The sequence below is a fragment of the Streptomyces roseolilacinus genome (assembly GCF_014649335.1).
GTDB lineage: Bacteria > Actinomycetota > Actinomycetes > Streptomycetales > Streptomycetaceae > Streptomyces > Streptomyces roseolilacinus.
This window is the reverse complement of the sequence record NZ_BMSV01000008.1, coordinates 184,147-201,639: the sequence shown is the minus strand read 5'-3', so window position 1 is coordinate 201,639 and position 17,493 is coordinate 184,147. Positions and strand designations below refer to the sequence as shown.

Annotated in this window: 17 protein-coding genes; 8 read left to right on the top strand and 9 right to left on the bottom strand. The window is 75.9% G+C overall.

The window, feature by feature from the left end; genetic code table 11:
* Positions 1 to 145 precede the first annotated feature (145 nt).
* Positions 146 to 1,339, top strand: a complete 1,194-nt coding sequence (locus IE106_RS20710; RefSeq protein ID WP_189536245.1) for a saccharopine dehydrogenase family protein — start codon at positions 146 to 148, stop codon at positions 1,337 to 1,339.
* 52 nt (positions 1,340 to 1,391) lie between these two features.
* On the opposite strand, the gene IE106_RS20705 is transcribed toward IE106_RS20710, so the two are convergent.
* From IE106_RS20705 to IE106_RS20695, 3 genes are read right to left on the bottom strand one after another with little or no spacing between them, the layout of a single operon-like run.
* Positions 1,392 to 1,757 carry a VOC family protein gene (locus tag IE106_RS20705; RefSeq protein WP_189536242.1) on the bottom strand — a complete coding sequence of 122 codons (366 nt, stop codon included), beginning with the start codon at positions 1,755 to 1,757 and terminating at the stop codon, positions 1,392 to 1,394.
* Entirely contained in the window at positions 1,754 to 2,461 is a 708-nt protein-coding gene (locus IE106_RS20700) for an endonuclease V (RefSeq protein ID WP_189536240.1), read from the bottom strand. Before IE106_RS20700 ends, IE106_RS20705 begins: the two co-directional genes overlap by 4 nt.
* Before the next feature lie 13 nt (positions 2,462 to 2,474).
* Positions 2,475 to 3,623: a beta propeller repeat protein gene (locus IE106_RS20695; RefSeq protein ID WP_189536238.1), complete on the bottom strand. Its 1,149-nt coding sequence runs from the start codon at positions 3,621 to 3,623 to the stop codon at positions 2,475 to 2,477.
* Between the two features lie 141 nt (positions 3,624 to 3,764).
* On the opposite strand from IE106_RS20695, the gene ssgD reads away from it, so the two are divergent.
* The 3 genes from ssgD to IE106_RS20680 all read left to right on the top strand — a co-directional run bounded on the left by ssgD (position 3,765) and on the right by IE106_RS20680 (position 7,207).
* Positions 3,765 to 4,181, top strand: coding sequence for a spore wall synthesis regulator SsgD (gene ssgD / locus IE106_RS20690; RefSeq protein ID WP_189536236.1), 417 nt, complete (start codon positions 3,765 to 3,767; stop codon positions 4,179 to 4,181).
* A gap of 325 nt (positions 4,182 to 4,506) precedes the next feature.
* Positions 4,507 to 6,126, top strand: a complete 1,620-nt coding sequence (locus IE106_RS20685; RefSeq protein WP_189536234.1) for an ABC-F family ATP-binding cassette domain-containing protein — start codon at positions 4,507 to 4,509, stop codon at positions 6,124 to 6,126.
* Between the two features lie 106 nt (positions 6,127 to 6,232).
* A complete protein-coding gene (locus tag IE106_RS20680; protein WP_189536232.1) occupies positions 6,233 to 7,207 on the top strand; it encodes an acyl-ACP desaturase in 975 nt (324 codons plus the stop codon).
* A 46-nt stretch (positions 7,208 to 7,253) separates the two neighbouring features.
* Here IE106_RS20680 and IE106_RS20675 read toward each other — a convergent pair whose 3' ends face one another.
* The 3 genes from IE106_RS20675 to ligD all read right to left on the bottom strand — a co-directional run bounded on the left by IE106_RS20675 (position 7,254) and on the right by ligD (position 9,555).
* Entirely contained in the window at positions 7,254 to 7,523 is a 270-nt protein-coding gene (locus IE106_RS20675) for a WhiB family transcriptional regulator (RefSeq protein WP_308427890.1), read from the bottom strand.
* Positions 7,524 to 7,738: 215 nt separating this feature from the next.
* On the bottom strand, positions 7,739 to 8,542 hold the full coding sequence (locus tag IE106_RS20670; RefSeq protein ID WP_189536228.1) for a VOC family protein: 804 nt from the start codon (positions 8,540 to 8,542) through the stop codon (positions 7,739 to 7,741).
* A 5-nt stretch (positions 8,543 to 8,547) separates the two neighbouring features.
* A complete protein-coding gene (gene ligD / locus IE106_RS20665; RefSeq protein WP_189536226.1) occupies positions 8,548 to 9,555 on the bottom strand; it encodes a non-homologous end-joining DNA ligase in 1,008 nt (335 codons plus the stop codon).
* A 66-nt stretch (positions 9,556 to 9,621) separates the two neighbouring features.
* Between ligD and IE106_RS20660 the strand changes: the two genes are divergently transcribed.
* Positions 9,622 to 10,686 (top strand): ATP-dependent DNA ligase, encoded by a 1,065-nt coding sequence (locus IE106_RS20660; protein ID WP_189536224.1) that lies wholly within the window; start codon positions 9,622 to 9,624, stop codon positions 10,684 to 10,686.
* Between the two features lie 119 nt (positions 10,687 to 10,805).
* On the opposite strand, the gene IE106_RS20655 is transcribed toward IE106_RS20660, so the two are convergent.
* Positions 10,806 to 11,000 (bottom strand): hypothetical protein, encoded by a 195-nt coding sequence (locus IE106_RS20655; RefSeq protein WP_189536222.1) that lies wholly within the window; start codon positions 10,998 to 11,000, stop codon positions 10,806 to 10,808.
* Between the two features lie 170 nt (positions 11,001 to 11,170).
* On the opposite strand from IE106_RS20655, the gene IE106_RS20650 reads away from it, so the two are divergent.
* Positions 11,171 to 11,431, top strand: a complete 261-nt coding sequence (locus IE106_RS20650; RefSeq protein ID WP_189536220.1) for a hypothetical protein — start codon at positions 11,171 to 11,173, stop codon at positions 11,429 to 11,431.
* A gap of 4 nt (positions 11,432 to 11,435) precedes the next feature.
* On the opposite strand, the gene IE106_RS20645 is transcribed toward IE106_RS20650, so the two are convergent.
* Positions 11,436 to 11,870, bottom strand: coding sequence for a YchJ family protein (locus IE106_RS20645; RefSeq protein ID WP_189536218.1), 435 nt, complete (start codon positions 11,868 to 11,870; stop codon positions 11,436 to 11,438).
* Positions 11,871 to 12,012: 142 nt separating this feature from the next.
* Between IE106_RS20645 and IE106_RS20640 the strand changes: the two genes are divergently transcribed.
* Together IE106_RS20640 and IE106_RS20635 are read left to right on the top strand one after the other, a co-directional pair.
* Positions 12,013 to 13,785, top strand: coding sequence for a hydroxysqualene dehydroxylase (locus tag IE106_RS20640; RefSeq protein WP_189536216.1), 1,773 nt, complete (start codon positions 12,013 to 12,015; stop codon positions 13,783 to 13,785).
* Between the two features lie 24 nt (positions 13,786 to 13,809).
* Positions 13,810 to 15,153, top strand: coding sequence for a 6-phospho-beta-glucosidase (locus IE106_RS20635; RefSeq protein WP_189536214.1), 1,344 nt, complete (start codon positions 13,810 to 13,812; stop codon positions 15,151 to 15,153).
* A gap of 66 nt (positions 15,154 to 15,219) precedes the next feature.
* On the opposite strand, the gene IE106_RS20630 is transcribed toward IE106_RS20635, so the two are convergent.
* Positions 15,220 to 17,352, bottom strand: coding sequence for a SpoIIE family protein phosphatase (locus IE106_RS20630; RefSeq protein ID WP_189536551.1), 2,133 nt, complete (start codon positions 17,350 to 17,352; stop codon positions 15,220 to 15,222).
* Between the last annotated feature and the right edge of the window lie 141 nt (positions 17,353 to 17,493).

Below are 17,493 nucleotides of genomic sequence, written 5' to 3'. Positions count from 1 at the left end.
TGATGATGTTAAGAACGTGTTCCACCGCGCACAACCCCTTCGGGCGGGTCCGCGCGGACGGTACCCCGGGAAGGCGGGGAGCGGGGCGGGCGCTAGCCTCTGCCTCCTCACATCAGCCCACCGGAGCAGCGGCGGAGGAGACCGGATGGACACGCGGGACGGCACGCCACGGACGTTCGACGTGGTTCTCTTCGGGGCGACCGGGTTCGTCGGGGAGCTCACCGCCCGGTACCTCGTCGCGCACGCGCCGGCCGGCTGCCGCTGGGCGCTCGCCGGGCGGGACCGGGACAGGCTGGAGCGGCTGCGCGACCGGCTCGCCACCGAGCACCCGCGGTGCGCCGGGCTGCCGCTGCTGGTGGCGGACGCCGGTGACGCGGAGGCGCTGCGCGGCCTCGCCGAGTCGGCTCGGGTGGTGGCCACGACGGTCGGCCCGTACGTCTGGTACGGCGAACCGCTCGTCGCCGCCTGCGCCGAGGCGGGCACGGACTACGTCGACCTGACGGGCGAGCCGGAGTTCGTCGACCTGATGTACGTACGCCATGACGCGCGGGCGCGGGAGACGGGGGCGCGGCTGGTGCACGCCTGCGGCTTCGACTCGGTCCCGCACGACCTGGGCGTCTACTTCACCGTGGGGCAGCTGCCGCGGGACGTGCCGCTGCGGGTCGACGGGTTCGTCCGGACGAACGCCTTGTTCTCGGGCGGCACGTTCGCCTCCGCGCTCACCGCCCTGGGCCGGGGCCGGCAGACGGCGAGGGCGGCGCGGGAGCGGCGGCTGCACGAGCCGCGGCAGGTGGGGCGGCGGGCCGTGGCCCCGCTGGGCGGGCCGCGGTTCAGCCGGGAGACGGGCGCGTGGGCGCTGCCGCTGCCGACGCTGGACCCGCGGGTCGTGGCCCGGTCGGCGGCGGCGCTGCCGGTGTACGGGCCGGACTTCCGCTACCGGCACTACGCGGCGGTGCGGACGCTGCCGGTGGCGCTGGGCGGCGCGGCGGCCGTGGGGGCGGGCTTCGCGCTGGCGCAGCTGCCGCCGGCGCGGCGCTGGCTGATGAGCCGCCACGCGCCGGGCAGCGGGCCGGACGCGGAGCGCAGGCGGCGCAGCTGGTTCCGGGTGCGGTTCGTCGGCGAGGGCGGCGGGCGGCGGGTGTGCACGGAGGTCTCGGGCGGCGACCCGGGCTACGACGAGACGGCGAAGATGCTCGCCGAGTCGGCGCTGTGCCTCGCCTTCGACAGCGGCCTGCCGAGGACGGCCGGGCAGGTGACGACGGCGGTCGCGATGGGCGACGCGCTCCTGGCGCGGCTCCGCGCGGCGGGCGTCCGCTTCCGGGTCGCGGACGCCCGCTGAGCCCCGGCGCACGGGCGGGACGGGGGCGCGGACGGCTCGCGGGCGGGGACGGTCACTCCCGTACGAGGCAGAACGGGTGGCCGGCCGGGTCGGCGCAGACGATCCAGCCCCGGTCCGGGCCGCCCGCGTCCAGGACGGACGCGCCCAGCGCCACGACCTCGTCGCGGGCTCGCGCCGGGTCGGCCACGCCGACGTCGAGGTGGGACCGCTGGGGGTGCTCCGGGTCGGGCCGGTGGGCGGCCGCGCGCTGGAAGGCCAGGACGCGGCCGTCGTCGAGGTGGAGCGTCGCCCAGTCGTCGTCGAGGGACCAGCGGGGGTCGGGGCGGTCGACCTCGCCGCCCAGCACGTCCCGGTAGAAGCGGGCCAGGCCCTTCGGGTCCGGGCAGTCGAGGACCACGCACTGGAGGCGGCCGATCACAAGCCGCTCCCCTGCCGGACCGCGGCCTCCCGCAGCGCCCGGCGGCACAGGGCGTCGGCGTACCGGGTCGTCTCCGGCAGGCGGTAGCGGGGCGTCAGCGCCAGGGTGTGGGCGCAGGCCCCGTCCAGGGTGACGCGGTGCCCGGCCGAGACGAAGACCGGCTTCACGCCGTCGCGGGTGCGCAGGGCGCGCCCCACCTCCTCCGTCCCGGCGAGCAGCGGACTGGCGGCGCCGCGCCGGGGGCCGGGCTGCTCGTACGTGAAGGCGAAGGGGTTCTTGGCGACCCCGAGCGCCGGCAGGCCGGTGAGCACGCCCAGGTGGCTGGCGAGGCCGAAGCGGCGCGGGTGGGCCTGCCCGTAGCCGTCGCAGACGACGAGGTCGGGCCCGGTCGTCAGGGCGTCCAGCGCGGCGAGGACGGCGGGGAGCTCACGGAACGCCAGGAGGCCGGGCACGTACGGGAAGGAGACCCGGCCGACCGCGGTGGCCTCGTCGACCACGTCGAGGGTGCGGGCGTCCAGCACGACGGCGGCCGCGGCGACGAGGTCGCGCTCGTCGTCGTACGCCACGTCGACCCCGGCCACGAGGCCCGTGCCGACCGGGGGCCCCGGCTCGTCCAGGACCACGCGGGCGCGCAGCCCGTCCTGGACGGCCAGGGCCTCGGTCTCGTCGGCGGGCCAGCCGGCGGGTGTTTCGAGGATCGTCATAGTGCCCGTCAGCCTAGGGCTCCCGGACGTGGCCGGCACCCCCGTGGGCGACGAGCCGCGCCACGCGCCCCTGGGCGCCGGAGGCCCAGCACCCGAAGTCGGGGGCGCAGTCGACGGTGTCGTACGAACCGGTGTCGACGGTCCGCCAGGTGCGACCGCCGTCCGTGGTGAGGTCCGTGCCGGTCGGGCCCACCGCGAGCGCCGCCGAGCGGCTGTGCGGCAGCCACGCGACGCCGGAGCGGTAGGCGGGCGGCGGCGCGGCGGCCGGGCGCCAGGTGCGGCCGCCGTCCCGGGTGACGGCGGCGGCGTGCGGGGACGGCTGGTCGGCGCGGTAGTCGCCGCCGACCGCGAGGCCGTGCGCGCGGTTCCGGAAGGCGAGCCCGAACACCCCGCGCGCGGGGTCGCCCGCCGGCATCACCGCGTCGGCGGCGGTCCAGGTCAGGCCCCGGTCGCCGGAGTGCAGCACGCGGCCGGCCGCGCCGCCGCCGGTCGCCAGCCACACGTCGCGGGGACCGGAGGTCACCAGGCACTGGCCGCTCGCCGCGAACCCGGCCTCGCCCGGGAGCGCCTCCGGCATCCCGGCGTCGGGCAGGACCCGCCAGGTGCGCCCGCCGTCCGCCGTGGACAGGACGCGGAACCGGCCGTCGACGGGATCGCTCACGGCGAGGCCGTGGCGCCGGTCGAAGAAGGCGAGGCAGTCGTAGAACGCCCGTGGGTCGGGGTTGCGGAACCCCTCCGTCCAGGTGCTCCCGCCGTCCTCGGTGCGCAGGATGCGGGACGCGTCGCCCTCCCCGATGGCCAGGACCACCGCGTGGCGCTCGTCGAACGCCTCGACGTCCCGGAACTCCAGCTCCCCGGCGCCCGGCGGGGACACGTCCCGCCAGGCGCGGCCCCCGTCGGCGGTGCGCAGGACCGTGCCGCGCGATCCGGCGACCCACGCCGCGTCGCGACTCACGGCGGCCAGGCCGCGGAACCGGGCCGTGCTCCCCGTCGCGGCCGGCCGCCAGCCGATCCCGCCCCCGGCCCCTGCGGTCACCTCGGCCGCCCTGGCCGGGACCGGCCCGGCCTGCGCCGCCGGGCCGGTGAGCAGGGCCGTCACGGCCACGACCGCCCCACACAGTGCCAGTGACACCGACCGTCTCGTCTTCCCCATGGCTGTCATGGCGCCGGAACGTACTGCCCTCCCCGCGCCCCGTCCAGGGCACCCACCTCCGTGACGCAGGTCACAGTGGCTGACAGTGCACGTCGTGGCCGGATTCGCCGTCCTCTCCCGTGAACAGGGAGACCTACGAGGGAGCCGGACGTGTCCACCGTCATCGAACAGGCCCTGCAAGCCCGCCTCGTCGCGTCCGCGCCCCGCATGGACGTCGTCCCGACCGTCCTCCGCTACGACCCCGCCGACCCCTTCGCCGTCCGCATGGCCTTCCCCGCGCCGGCCACCCTCGAAGGGGTGGAGGCCGTCTGGGAGTTCTCCCGCGAGCTGCTCGCGGCGGGGGCGGACGCGCCCGCCGGCGTCGGCGACGTGCGGATCCGGCCGTTCGGCCACGACCGGACGGTGGTGGAGTTCCACGCCGTCGAGGGCGTCGCCGTGGTCCACGTCCGCACCGGCGAGATCCGCCGCTTCCTGGCCCGCACCGAGCGGGCGGTGCCCTCCGGGTGCGAGCGCCTCTTCCTCGACCTGGACCGCGACCTGGCCCAGCTGCTGCGCGACGCGCACTGACCGGCGGGGCGGGCGGGGCGGGCGGGGCCGTAAATCGTTTGCCGCCCGCGCCGGGCCCCTCCTAGGGTTCTCCTCGGCCCTGTAGCCGTCGATCGGAGTAGGACATTGCTCGTCTGAGGTCTTGAGACACCGTGCCGCCGCACCGCCGCGCCTCCGCGCGCCGTGCGTGCCGCCCGAGTGCGACCTCGGCGTACGAGCCCGTCCCCCGCCTTCCCGCACCGCCGTCCCGGCGGTCGCCCGCGCGGTGTGCCGCCGCCCCACCCGGTCGCCTCCCCGGTGTCTCGCCCGTTGCCCTCGACCCCTCTCACGCAACCGGGAGACGCTCATGTCATTTCCCCCCGCCCACCCCGCCCTCTCCTGCGCCGGCCTGACCTTCGCCTGGCCCGACGGCACCCCCGTCCTGGACGGGCTGAACCTCGCGGTCGGCCCCGGCCGCACCGGCCTCGTCGGCCGGAACGGGTCGGGCAAGTCGACCCTGCTGAAACTGCTGGCCGGCGAGCTGGCGCCGGCCGCCGGGACCGTCCGCGCCGCCGGGGACGTCGGCTACCTCCCGCAGGACGCCGCGCTGGACACCCGGCTGCGGGTCGACGAGGCCCTGGGCATCGCCGGCACGCGGGCCGCCCTGCACGCCATCGAGTCGGGCGACGCGCGCGAGGAGCACTTCACGGCCGTCGGCGACGACTGGGACGTGGAGGAGCGGGCGCGCGCCACGCTCGACCAGCTCGGGCTCGACCGGATCGGCCTGGACCGCACCACCGGGGAGGTCTCGGGCGGCGAGTGCGTGCTGCTGAGGCTCGCCGCCCTGCTCCTGGCGCGGCCCGCCGTCCTGCTGCTCGACGAGCCGACGAACAACCTCGACCTGCACGCCCGGCGCCGCCTGTACGCGGCGGTCGACGCCTGGCCGGGCGTCCTCCTCGTGGTCAGCCACGACCGGGAGCTGCTGGAGCGGGTCGACCGCGTCGCGGAGCTGCGCGACGGCGAGGTGGCCTGGTACGGCGGCCCCTACTCCGCGTACGAGGAGGCCGTCGCCGCCGAGCAGGAGGCGGCCGAGCGGATGGTCCGCGCCGCCGAGTCCGACGTGCGCCGGCAGCGGCGCGAACTGACCGAGGCGCAGACCAAGCTGGCCAAGCGGAGGAGGTACGGGGAGAAGAGCGCCGCGAACAAGGTGGTGCCGCCGATCGTCGCGGGCAACCTCAAACGCGCCGCGCAGGTCTCGGCCGGCAAGCACCGGGCCGTCCACGCCAAGCGGCTGGACCAGGCGCGGGAGCGGCTGGACGAGGCCGTGGAGGCGGTGCGGGACGACGAGGCGATCCGGGTCGAGCTGCCGTACACGGCCGTGCCGCCGGGACGGGGCGTGCTGCTGCTGCGCGACCTGACGCTGCGCCACGGTGCCCGGCTCGACGGCGAGTTCGAGGTGCGCGGACCGGAGCGGATCGCCCTGGTGGGGCGGAACGGATCGGGCAAGTCGACGCTGCTGCGGACGGTCGCCGGGGAGCTGGAGCCGCGGGCGGGCGAGGCGGTCGTGCGGGTGCCGCTGCGCTTCCTGCCGCAGCGGCTGGACGTCCTGGACGACGGGCTGACCGTCGTCGAGAACGTGGCGCGGTTCGCGCCCGGCGCCACGCCGAACCGCGTCCGGGCGCGCCTCGCGCGGTTCCTGTTCCGGGGCGCGAAGGCCGACCAGCGGGCCGGGACGCTGTCGGGCGGCGAACGCTTCCGGGCGACGCTGGCGGCGCTGCTGCTGGCCGAGCCCGCGCCGCAGCTGCTGATGCTGGACGAACCGACGAACAACCTGGACACGGCGAGCGTGCGGAGCCTCACGCAGGCGCTGGAGGCGTACGAGGGCGCGCTGCTCGTGGCGAGCCACGACACGCCGTTCCTGGAGGCGATCGGCATCACACGCCGTCTGGACCTGGACGCTCTCACCTCCTCCCATAACGGAACGTAAGCGGTCATCGCCATGGGCGGGCTTGGCGGAGGCCTTACGGCCTGTTTAGCCTACGGTCTCGTAACCTACGAATCCGTAGGTAGTGATCGTTCTTTCAGGAGCCCCCGTGACCCTTACCTCTCCCCACCTCGGCAGTTCGGCGGAATGGACTGATGCCAGACTGCTGTACGCGTTGGAAGAGGTGGTCGAGAAGGAACTGAACCGCCACCTCACCGTCGCCAAGGACTGGATGCCGCACGAGTACGTGCCGTGGTCGGACGGCCGGAACTTCCCGGGCCTCTTCGAGGACGGCGAGCCCTGGGACCCGCAGCAGTCGAAGGTGTCCGACGTGGGCCGGATCGCCCTGGTGGTGAACCTGCTCACGGAGGACAACCTGCCGAGCTACCACCACGAGATCGCCACCCTCTTCGGCCGGGACGGCGCCTGGGGCACCTGGGTGCACCGCTGGACCGCCGAGGAGGGCCGGCACGGCATCGTGATGCGGGACTACCTGCTCGCCTCGCGGGCGGTGGACCCGGACAAGCTGGAGCAGTTCCGCATGGCCCACATGAGCGAGGGCTTCGAGTCGGACAACCGGCACTCGATGCTGCACTCGGTGGCGTACGTGGCGTTCCAGGAGCTGGCGACGCGGATCTCGCACCGCAACACCGGGCACCAGTCGGGCGACCCGGTGTGCGACCGCATGCTGGCGCGCATCGCGACGGACGAGAACCTGCACATGGTCTTCTACCGGAACCTGCTGGGCGCGGCCTTCGAACTCGCCCCCGACCTCACCATGCAGGCGGTCCGGGACGTGGTGGTCGGCTTCCGGATGCCCGGGCACGGCATGCCGGGCTTCGAGCGCGCGGCGGCCCAGATGGCCATCGGCGAGATCTACAACCTGCGCATCCACCACGACGACGTGCTCCAGCCGGTGCTGCGGTTCCTCAAGGTCCTGGAGATCGACGGGCTCGGCCCGGAGGGCCTCAAGGCGCAGGAGGAGCTGGGCCTGTACATGAACGGGCTGGACACGGAGGCGGCGAAGTTCGACGAGAAGCTCGCCGCGCGCAAGGCCCGGATGGCGGCCCGCGCCGGACGCTGACGGCCGGTGGCCGTCGGGGGCGGCGGGCCCGCCGGACGACGGGCGCTCAGCGGCGGCCGGCGCGCCGCCGCTTGAGCGCGTACCGCTCCTGCTCCGAGAGCCCGCCCCACACGCCGAACCGCTCGTCGTGCCTGAGGGCGTACTCCAGGCAGGCCACGCGGCCCTCGCACATCCCGCAGAGGAACTTCGCCTCGCGGGTCGACGAGCCCGGCTCGGGGAAGAACAGCTCGGGCCCCGTCTGGGCGCACAGGGCGGTCTCCTGCCAGGAGAGCTCGGCGTCCGCCGGGGCGGAGTCGGGGGCGGTGCGGTCCTCGATGCGGACCACGGTGCGGTCTTCGGCGCGGTCCTCCGCGCGGACGACGGTGCGGTGTTCGGTGCGCTCTTCGATGCGGTACGTCGGCATGCGGACCACGCTGCCCAAGGCCGATAAACGACTTGTCAACGACGGATCAACGCCCGGCCGGGCGGTCGCTCCCGGTCAGGATCGCCCCGCGCAGGGTGACAGGACAAGGGGTTGCCCGGCCAGGCGTGTCACGCTTCGCGGCGGCCGGCGCGCAGGACCGCGAAACGGGCGCCGTACGGGTCGGTGAGCTTGGCGCAGCGGCCGAGGCCCGCCAGGTCGGCGGGGCCCCTGCGGACCTTCCCGCCGCCCCGTTCGGCCTCCGCGACGACCGCGTCGAGGTCCTCGACCTCGAAGTACGGCGTCCAGGACGGGCCGTCGGCCGCCTCGACCGGGTCGCTCGCGAGCGGGACGACGGCGCCGAACGCGTCATCGGGCGAGGCCGGTCCGGTGCCGGCCGGCCGGAGCAGCGTGTACGCCCCGCCCGCCCCCTCGGCGAAGGTGTGGGCCTCCGTGCCGAAGACCAGGTCGTAGAAGGACAGGTCGGCCACGGGATCCGGGGTGTACAACTCGGTCCAGCACAGCGCGCCGGGTTCGCCGGCCACGTCGAGGCCCTGGTTCGCGCCGGGCTGCCAGACGCCGAAGTCCGCGCCGGTGGGGTCGGTGAACAGGGCCGTGCGGCCGAGGTCGAGGACGTCCATCGGGTCGAGGGCGACGCTGCCGCCGCCCGCCCGTACGGCGGTCGCGGCGGCGTCGGCGTCGGGGACGCGGAAGTGCAGCGTCCAGGCCGATCCGCCCCGCTCCGGCGGGGCGGTCATGCCGCCCGCGACGGTCCGGCCCTCCCGGGTGAACATCCCGTAGCCACCGGTGCCGGGGCCCGCCGGCGCGAACTCCCAGCCGAACAGCGCCCGGTAGAACGACCGGGCCCCGTCGAGGTCGGGCGTGCCGAGGTCGACCCAGACGGGGGACCCGGTGACGAAGCGGGTGGTGAGCATGGGGGTCACTCCTTCTTGGCGCGGCTCGGCTGCACCCGTTTGGGCTCTCCGGGCATCTTGGGGTGGTCCGGCGGGTACGGCAGGTCTCCGAGCCCGTGGTCCCGCTCGTCGCGCTCGGCGCGTTCCAGGAGCCCCTCCAGGGCGAAGGCGTGGTCGTCCATGTCGGCGTGGACGTCGCCCTGCTCGGCGTACCGGGCCGGCATGGTGGCGAGGTCGAAGTCGCGCGGGTCGGCGCCGTCGAGCTCCTCCCAGCGCAGGGGCGCCGAGACGGGGGCGTGCGGCCCGGGGCGTACGGAGTAGGCGGAGGCGACGGTGCGGTCGCGGGCCGTCTGGTTGTAGTCGACGAGGATCCGCGCGCCGCGCTCCTCCTTCCACCAGGCGGTGGTGACCTCGCCGGGCATCCGGCGTTCCAGTTCGCGGCCCAGGGCGATGGCGGCGCGGCGCACCTCGGTGAACGTCCAGCGCGGCTCGATGGGCACGAAGACGTGCAGGCCCCGGCCGCCGGACGTCTTGGGCCAGCCGCGCAGCCCGTACTCGTCGAGGAGCCCGCGCAGCTCGCGCGCGGCGCGGACCGCCTCGGCGAAGCCGGTGCCCGTCTGCGGGTCGAGGTCGACGCGCAGTTCGTCGGGGTGGTCCGTGGCGTCGCCGCGCACCGGCCAGGGGTGGAAGGTGAGCGTGCCGAGGTTGGCCGCCCACAGGACGGCGGCGATCCCGGTGGGGCGGAACTCGTCGGCGCGGCGGCCGCTGGGGAAGGCGACGCGGGCGGTGGGGATCCAGTCGGGGAGGTTCCTCGGGGCCCTCTTCTGGAAGAACGACTCGCCACCGATCCCGTCCGGGAAGCGCTCCAGGGTGGTGGGCCGGTCGCGCAGCGCCCGGGTGATGCCGTCGCCGACGGCGAGGAAGTACCGGGCGACGTCCAGCTTCGTGAACCCGCGCTCGGGGAAGTACACCTTGTCGGGGTGGGACAGGCGCACGGTCCGCCCACCGGCCTCCAGCTCCACCGCTTCTCCCATGGGCGCCACCGTAGGCGGAGCACGCACGACGCGCACATCGGACGGGTCCGGGCGCAGAATCGTGCCATGGACCTGCCGGTGACGCCGCCCGTGAGACCGATGCTGGCGAAGAGCGTGCGGACCATCCCGCCGGGGATGCACTACGAGGCGAAGTGGGACGGCTTCCGCGCCCTCGTCCACCGGGACGGGGACGAGGTCCTGATCGGCAGCCGCACCGGGAAGGCGCTGACCCGGTACTTCCCCGAGCTGGTGGACGCGGCGCGGCGGCTGCTGCCGGAGCGGTGCGTCGTGGACGGCGAGATCGTGGTCCCCCACGACGGGCGGCTGGACTTCGACCGGCTGGCCGAGCGCATCCACCCGGCGGACTCCCGGGTGCGGCTCCTGGCCGAGCGGAGCCCGGCGCGGTTCGTCGCCTTCGACCTGCCGGCGCTGGGGGACGCGTCCCTGATGGACCGGCCGCTGACGGAGCGGCGGGCGGCGCTGGAGCGGGTGCTCCGCGGGGTGCGGCCGCCGGTGCACCTGGCGCCCGCGACGACCGACGTCGACGTGGCGCGGCGGTGGTTCGAGCAGTACGAGGGCGCGGGGCTCGACGGGGTGGTCGCCAAGCCGCTCGACCTGCGCTACCGGCCGGACGCGCGGCTCATGTACAAGATCAAGCACGAGCGCACGGCGGACGTGGTGGTGGCGGGCTACCGGTTCCACCGGAGCGGCCCCGTCGTCGGCTCGCTGCTGCTCGGGCTCCACGACGCCGAGGGCGCGCTCCAGTACGTCGGGGTGTGCGCCGCGTTCACGGCCGGGCGGCGCAGGGAGCTGGTCGGAGAGCTGGCGCCGCTCGTCATGGACCCGCCGGACGGGCACCCGTGGGCGGCGTGGACGGACGCCGCCGCGCACGAGGACGCCCGGCTGCCGGGGGCGCCGAGCCGCTGGTCGGGCGGGAAGGACCTGTCGTGGGTGCCGCTGCGCCCGGAGCGGGTGTGCGAGGTGGGGTACGACCACATGGAGGGCGACCGGTTCCGGCACACGGCCCGGTTCCGCCGGTGGCGCCCGGACCGGACGGCGGCCGGGTGCGGCTACGCGCAGGTGGAGGAGCTGGTCGCGTACGACCTGGACGAGGTGCTGTCGGGACCGTGAGGCCCGCCGCGCCGTGGCGGGCCGGCGGCCCCCCGGCTCCCCGCACCGCGGCGGGCACGCGGCGGGGGCGGGCACGGGCCCCGTACGGCAGCCCGTGCCCGCCCCCGCCGTCCGCCGGGTCACTCCCCCCGGCGTTCGCCCTCGGGTCCGCGGCCGCGTTCGGTGCGGGAACCCCGGGAGCGCCGGACCGGCGACCTCCGCAGCGTCGCGTTCGCCTCGTCGTTGGCGTCCTGGTCGGAGACGCCGCGGCCCTCGGCCTCCTTGCGGAGCCGGGCGCGGTGGATGTCGTACTTCTTGCTGCCGGGCTCGGGCATGCGATCACCTCCGACCCGCTCGGGTACCCCTGGCGGGGGAGGGAAACGCCGAAACGGTTGCAAGACGGATACAGACCCGGGTGAGAACCGGTGCCCCGGAGCCGTCACCATAGGGGGGTACACCCCGCACCCGACGCCTGCCACAAGCAGGACAGCAGTAAGGACCCCCCGTGACCGTGTCGCGCCTCATCCCCGTCCCGATCCCCGACCACGTCGCCGCCCTGATCGGGTCCTGCATGCCGACGGGTGTCCTGCAGGCGGAGATCGACGCCGAGTGCGCGGCCCGCGAGGTGCGCCGCTTCCGCGGACCGATGTGCCAGGAGGACCAGGCCGACCGGGAGCACGCCCTGGCGGCGCTGGCCCGCGCGAACAAGGTGCTCGCCGCGTACAACCCGGGTCTGGTGCTCCGCCCCGGCGGCGGCATCCGCTGACCGGTCAGTCGAAGGTGCCGTCCACGTACAGCCATCCGCCGTCCGCCTTCTCGAAGCGGCTGCGCTCCCGCAGGGCGCCCGGCTCGCCGCGGTGGGTGTAGCGGGCGGTGAAGGTGACCGTGCCGGTGGTGTGGAAGAGGGTCCCGTCGGTGGTGTCCAGGACCTCCAGGCCCTCCCAGCGCGTGTCCGGGTCGAAGTCGACGGCGTGCGGCCGCGTGGCGGGTGACCAGGTGCGCAGCAGGTAGGGCTCGTCGCGCGTCACGAAGGCGCTGTAGCGGGACCGCATCAGCCGCTCCGCGGTCGGGGCCTTCGCGTCGCCCGCGTGGAAGCGGCCGCAGCACTCCGCGTACGGGGCGGGGAGCCCGCAGGGGCACGGGCCCTCCGGCCGGACGGCCGGGGCGGCGGGGGCGGGCTTCGGGCGGGGCTTGCGTCGCGACATGGGGCCATTGTGCCCGGCGGCCGTCTCCAGGCGGGTTCCGGCCATGGTGCGCGGCCCGTGCCGCGCGGTGCTTCCGGGTTCGAGGGGGCGGCCCTATCCTCCTGCGCCGGACGTGTTGGTTACCGCCGGTAAAGGGGTGGGCATGGAGCGTACGGGTACGACACGACGCGTGTTCGTGGCGGGCGCGGCCGCCGTCACCGGCGCGGGGGCCGCCGGCCCGGCCCGGGCCTCGGCGCCCCGCCCCGCGCGCTCCGCGGGCGGCGGCACCGTCGCGGTCATGGGCGGCGGCGTCGCGGGGCTGACGGCGGCGCACGAACTGGCCGAGCGGGGCTTCTCCGTCACCGTGTACGAGCGGCGGGCCCTCGGCGGCAAGGCGCGCAGCATGGACGTGCCGGACAGCGCGCGGGGCGGCCGCAGACCGCTCCCGGCCGAGCACGGCTTCCGGTTCGTCCCGGGCATCTACCACAACCTGCCGGACACGATGCGGCGCATCCCGTTCCCCGGGAACCCGAACGGCGTGTACGACAACCTCGTCGCGCCCCGCGAGATGATGTTCGCCCGCACCGGCCGCGAGGACCTGCGCTTCGCCATCCCCTGGCCGGGCCACCGGCCGGAGCGGCTCACCCCCGACGAGCTGCGCCGCGCGCTGACCGCGCTGCTCGACACCGCGGTCCGGCTGCCCGCCCACGAGGTGGCGTACTTCGTCGGCCGCGCCCTCGTCTTCCTGACCAGCTGCCAGGAGCGGCGCGACGAGGTGTGGGAGCACACCCCGTGGTGGGAGTTCACCCGCGCCGCCCGGATGTCCGTCGACTACCAGCGGATCCTCGCCGTCGGCGTCACCCGCAACATCGTCGCCACCAAGGCCGAGGAGGCCAGCACCCGCACCGTCGGCACGCTCGGCGAGGCGTTCGTGCTCAACGCGCTCGGCCGGGGCGCGGACGGCCCCCCGGACCGCATCCTCGACGCGCCGACGAACGAGGCGTGGATCGACCCGTGGGTGGCCCATCTGCGCTCCCTCGGCGTGGAGTTCAGGATCGGCTGGACGCTGCGGGAGATGCGCCACGGCGACGGCCGGATCACCGCCGCGCTGGTCGACGACCCCGACGGGGTGCGCCACGCGGTCACCGCCGACCACTACGTCAGCGCGCTGCCGGTGGAGCACGCCCGCCGCACCTGGGGGCCGGCGCTGCGGGCGGCCGACCCGCAGCTCGCCCGGTGCGACCGGCTCCGCACGGACTGGATGACCGGCATCCAGTTCTACCTGACCGAGCGGCCGCCGCTCGTGCGCGGCCACGTGAACTGCATCGACTCGCCCTGGTCGCTGACCGCCATCGCGCAGGCCCACCACTGGACGGGCCGGGACTTCGCCGCCGAGTACGGCGACGGCACGGTCGTGGACTGCCTGTCGGTCGACGTCTCGGAGTGGGACCGGCCCGGCGTCCTGTACGGGAAGACCGCCAAGCAGTGCACCCGCGACCAGGTGGCGCGGGAGGTGTGGGCGCAGCTGAAGGCCGCGCTCAACGACACGGGGAGCCCGGCGCTGAAGGACGGCGCGCTCCACTCGTGGTTCCTGGACCCGGGGGTCGACGGGCTGGGCACGCCGCACCCGACGAACGAGGACGAGCTGCTCGTCCACCCGGTGGGCACCTTCCACGACCGGCCCCGCTCCGAGACGCGGGTGCCGAACTTCTTCCTCGCCGGGGACTACGTCTCCGTCGACATCGACCTGGCGACCATGGAGGGCGCCAACGCCTCGGCCCGGCAGGCCGTCAACGCCCTGCTGGACCGGGCGGGTTCGACGGCGCCGCGCTGCACGGTCCGGTCGCTCTTCCGCCCGCCGGAGCTGGAGGCGCTCAAGCGGCACGACCTGCTCCGGTACCGGATGGGCCTGCCCAACGCGCTCGACCTGGGGTGACGGGCGACGCAGTAGCGTACGGGCATGAGGCTGACGATTCTGGGCGGCGGCGGGTTCCGGGTGCCGCTGGTCCACCGGGCGCTGCTGGCCGACCGGGGCGAGGGCCGGGTCACCCGCGTCGTCCTGCACGACGTGGACGCGGGCCGGCTGGCGGCGATCGGCCGCGTGCTGGCCGAGCAGGCCGAGGGCGTCGCGGACGCGCCCGCCGTGACGACGACGACCGACCTCGACGAGGCGCTGCGCGGCGCGGACTTCGTCTTCTCGGCGATCCGCGTCGGCGGCCTCGCCGGCCGGGCCGCCGACGAGCGGGTGGCGCTCGCCGAGGGCGTGCTGGGGCAGGAGACGGTGGGCGCGGGCGGCGTCGCGTACGGGCTGCGGACCGTCCCGGTGGCGGTGGACGTCGCCCGGCGCGTGGCGCGGCTGGCGCCGGACGCCTGGGTCATCAACTTCACCAATCCGGCGGGGCTGGTGACGGAGGCGATGTCGCGGGTGCTGGGCGACCGGGTGATCGGCATCTGCGACTCGCCGGTGGGACTGGGCCGGCGGGTGGCGCGGCTGCTGGGCGCCGACCCGGCGGAGGTGTGGGTCGACTACGCGGGCCTCAACCACCTGGGCTGGCTGCGCGGGCTGCGGGTCGGCGGGCGGGACCTGCTGCCCGGACTCCTCGCGGACGAGGAGGCGCTCGGCTCGTTCGAGGAGGGCAGGCTGTTCGGCGCCGAGTGGCTCCGCTCGCTGGGCGCGATCCCCAACGAGTACCTGCACTACTACTACGCCAACCGCGAGACGGTACGGGCCTACCGGGAGGCCGAGCGGACGCGCGGCGCCTACCTGCGCGACCAGCAGGCCGGGTTCTACGCGGCGGCCGCCCGGCCGGAGGTGCGGGCCCTGGACGCGTGGCGGCGCGCCCTCGCCGAGCGGGAGGCCACGTACATGGCCGCCAACCGGGCGGCGGCCGGCGACGCCGGGGGCCGCGCCGAGGAGGACCTGGAGCCGGGCGGGTACGAGCAGGTGGCGCTCGCACTGATGCGGGCCGTCGCCCGCAACGAGCGGGCCACGCTGATCCTGAACGTCCGCAACCGGTCGGCGCTGCCGGTGCTCGACGCGGACGCGGTGGTCGAGGTGCCGTGCCTGGTGGACGCGGACGGCGCGCACCCGGTGTCCGTGGCGCCGCTGCCGTACCACGCGGTGGGACTGGTGGCGGCGGTGAAGGCGGTGGAGCGGGAGGTGCTCGCGGCGGCGGAGAGCGGGTCGCGGGAGACGGCGGTGAAGGCGTTCGCCCTGCACCCGCTGGTCGACTCGGTCGCGGTGGCGCGGCGGCTGCTGGACGCCTACCGGGCGGAGCACCCGGGGCTCGCGTACCTCTCCTAGGGGACGCGGGGAGGCGCCGACCGCGGCCGGGAGGCCCTTCGAGGCGGGGCGGCCGGGCGCGGTGGCTCAGGGCGGGTCGGCCGGTGCGGTGGCCGTCCCGAGCCTGACCAGGAGCAGCGCGATGTCGTCGGTGCGCCGGTCGGCCGGGTCCGCGTGCTCCAGCAGCAGCTCCAGCAGCCGCTCCGGGTCCTCGGTGCTCCAGGTGGCGAGGTGTCCGGCCAGGCGGTCGATGGCCTGCTCGATGTCGGTCCCGGCGGTCTCGACGAGCCCGTCGGTGTAGAGGACCAGCACGGCTCCGGGCGGCAGGTCGAGCTCGGTCACCGGGTACACGGCGTCCGGGTCGACCCCGAGCACCGGTCCCGGCGGCACGTCCAGGCGCCGGGCGCGGCCGTCGGGGCAGCGCAGCAGCGGCGGCGGGTGGCCCGCGCTGACCATCCGCACCCGTCTGCGGTCCAGGTCGAACCGTGCGTACAGGCAGGTGGTGAAGAGTCCCGGGTCCAGGTCCAGCAGCAGCCGGTTGGTGCGGGCCAGGACCTCCTCGGGGGCCGCGCCCGCCGTGGCGTGGGTGTGGACGGCGGTGCGGACCTGCCCCATCAGGGCGGCGGCGGCCACGTTGTGGCCCTGGACGTCGCCGATGACCGCGGCGGCCGTCGTGGCGTCGATGCGCAGCAGGTCGTAGAAGTCGCCGCCGATGTCCATGCCGCGCGTGGCGGGCAGGTAGCGGGCCGCGACGCGCAGCCCGGGAGCGGACGGCAGCCGGTGCGGCAGCAGCGCCTCCTGCAGGCCGTGCGCGAGCTGGTGCTTGGCGTCGTACAGCCGCGCCCGGTCCAGGGCCTGCGCGACGAGGCCCGCCAGCGAGGTGAGCACGGCCCGCTCCTCGGCGGGGAAGGTGTGCGGGCGGTCGTAGGTGAGCACGCAGACGCCGACCGGGCGGCCCGAGACGATCATGGGCAGGAACGCCCACGCCTGCTTGCCGCTCACCCGGGGTGCCTCCGGGTAGATCCGGGCCATCTCGTCGGGGTGGCTGAAGAAGGAGGGCACCCCGGTGGACAGCGCCTGCCCGGCGGGGGTGAAGCGGGTGTCCATCGGCAGGCCGTCGAGCTGTTCGACGACGTGCCGCGGGTAGCCGCGCGAGCCGGTGATCCGCAGCCGGCCGGACTCGGCGCTGGACAGGACCAGGCCCTGGGCGCCGAACGCGGGCATGATCTGGTCGGCGACCACGTCCACCACGTCCTGCACGCCCACCGTCTCGGTGAGGGCGGCCGTCAGGTGCAGCAGCTGGTACAGCTGCCCCACCCGGGCCGGTGCGGCGGCGGGCGCCGGCCGGTCGGGGCCGGTGGCGTCGGGCGTGTCGGGCTGCCGGCCGGCGGGGGTGATGCGGACGCTGACGCCGCTCGCGTCGGGGTAGAGCCGGAAGTCCAGCCAGCGGTCGGGGGGCCGGCAGGCGGTGAAGGACACGGGCCGGCGGCTGATGACGGCGGCGCGGTACCGGTCCTCGTACACCGGGTCGTCCAGCCACGGCAGGGCCTGCCAGGGCAGCGTGCCCAGCAGGGCCTGCGGGTCGCCGCCGAGCAGGGCGGCGCCCCTGGCGCTGACGTAGGCGATGCGGCCCTGGAGGTCCAGGGCGCAGCACCCCTCGGGCAGCCGCTCGGCGAAGTCGGCGGCCGCCATGGCCGGCTGCGACCCGGTGGGGCCCCGGACGTCCTCGCGGCTCAGCACGCGCGGCGTGTCGGGCACGGTCACCGGCCGACCGGCGGCCGCCGCCTCGTCCAGCAGCCGCGCCAGCCGCCGGCTGCTGGAGGTGATGTGGGAGCGTTCGCGCCGGGACGTGCGGGGCGGGTGACTGCCCGGCCACATCAGCAGCAGGGACCCCCAGCGCCGCTCCCCGCTCACCGGGACGGCCGCCAGCGTGAGCTGGTACGGCAGGGCCACGGCCGAGCGGGGGTACCTGCGCGCCATCTCCGTCTGGTCGCCGATCCAGACCATCCGGTCCTCCCGCAGGGCGTCGGAGACCGGCGCCGGGGAGGCGAGGGCGACCCGTGACCACGGGGTCGCGAGGTCGGCGGGCACTCCGCCGACCACCACCAGCCTCAGCAGGTCCTGTTCCGGGACCAGCAGGTAGAAGGCGCCGACGGACGCGCCGGTCCGGCGCATCGTCTCGGCGAGCGCCGCCTCGAGGTCCCCGGACCGGGGCGGCATGTCAACGCCGACGCCGCTCACGGCCCGCCCTCCGGTCCTCGCCGCGGCGGCCGCCGTGGGCCCCCGCCCCTCCGCACCTCACCCGTACCGGGACGCCACGCCCCGCCGACGGTGTGCGCACACCGGTGCGCGACCGCGTGC

Excerpts from the sequence above, each read along its gene's own strand:
- IE106_RS20710 (WP_189536245.1), top strand. The coding sequence starts at position 146 with ATGGACACGCGGGACGGCACGCCACGGACGTTCGACGTGGTTCTCTTC.
- IE106_RS20700 (WP_189536240.1), bottom strand. The coding sequence starts at position 2,461 with ATGACGATCCTCGAAACACCCGCCGGCTGGCCCGCCGACGAGACCGAG.
- IE106_RS20695 (WP_189536238.1), bottom strand. The coding sequence starts at position 3,623 with ATGACAGCCATGGGGAAGACGAGACGGTCGGTGTCACTGGCACTGTGT.
- IE106_RS20685 (WP_189536234.1), top strand. The coding sequence starts at position 4,507 with ATGTCATTTCCCCCCGCCCACCCCGCCCTCTCCTGCGCCGGCCTGACC.
- IE106_RS20670 (WP_189536228.1), bottom strand. The coding sequence starts at position 8,542 with ATGCTCACCACCCGCTTCGTCACCGGGTCCCCCGTCTGGGTCGACCTC.
- ligD (WP_189536226.1), bottom strand. The coding sequence starts at position 9,555 with ATGGGAGAAGCGGTGGAGCTGGAGGCCGGTGGGCGGACCGTGCGCCTG.
- IE106_RS20660 (WP_189536224.1), top strand. The coding sequence starts at position 9,622 with ATGGACCTGCCGGTGACGCCGCCCGTGAGACCGATGCTGGCGAAGAGC.
- IE106_RS20655 (WP_189536222.1), bottom strand. The coding sequence starts at position 11,000 with ATGCCCGAGCCCGGCAGCAAGAAGTACGACATCCACCGCGCCCGGCTC.
- IE106_RS20645 (WP_189536218.1), bottom strand. The coding sequence starts at position 11,870 with ATGTCGCGACGCAAGCCCCGCCCGAAGCCCGCCCCCGCCGCCCCGGCC.
- IE106_RS20640 (WP_189536216.1), top strand. The coding sequence starts at position 12,013 with ATGGAGCGTACGGGTACGACACGACGCGTGTTCGTGGCGGGCGCGGCC.
- IE106_RS20635 (WP_189536214.1), top strand. The coding sequence starts at position 13,810 with ATGAGGCTGACGATTCTGGGCGGCGGCGGGTTCCGGGTGCCGCTGGTC.
- IE106_RS20630 (WP_189536551.1), bottom strand. The coding sequence starts at position 17,352 with ATGCCGCCCCGGTCCGGGGACCTCGAGGCGGCGCTCGCCGAGACGATG.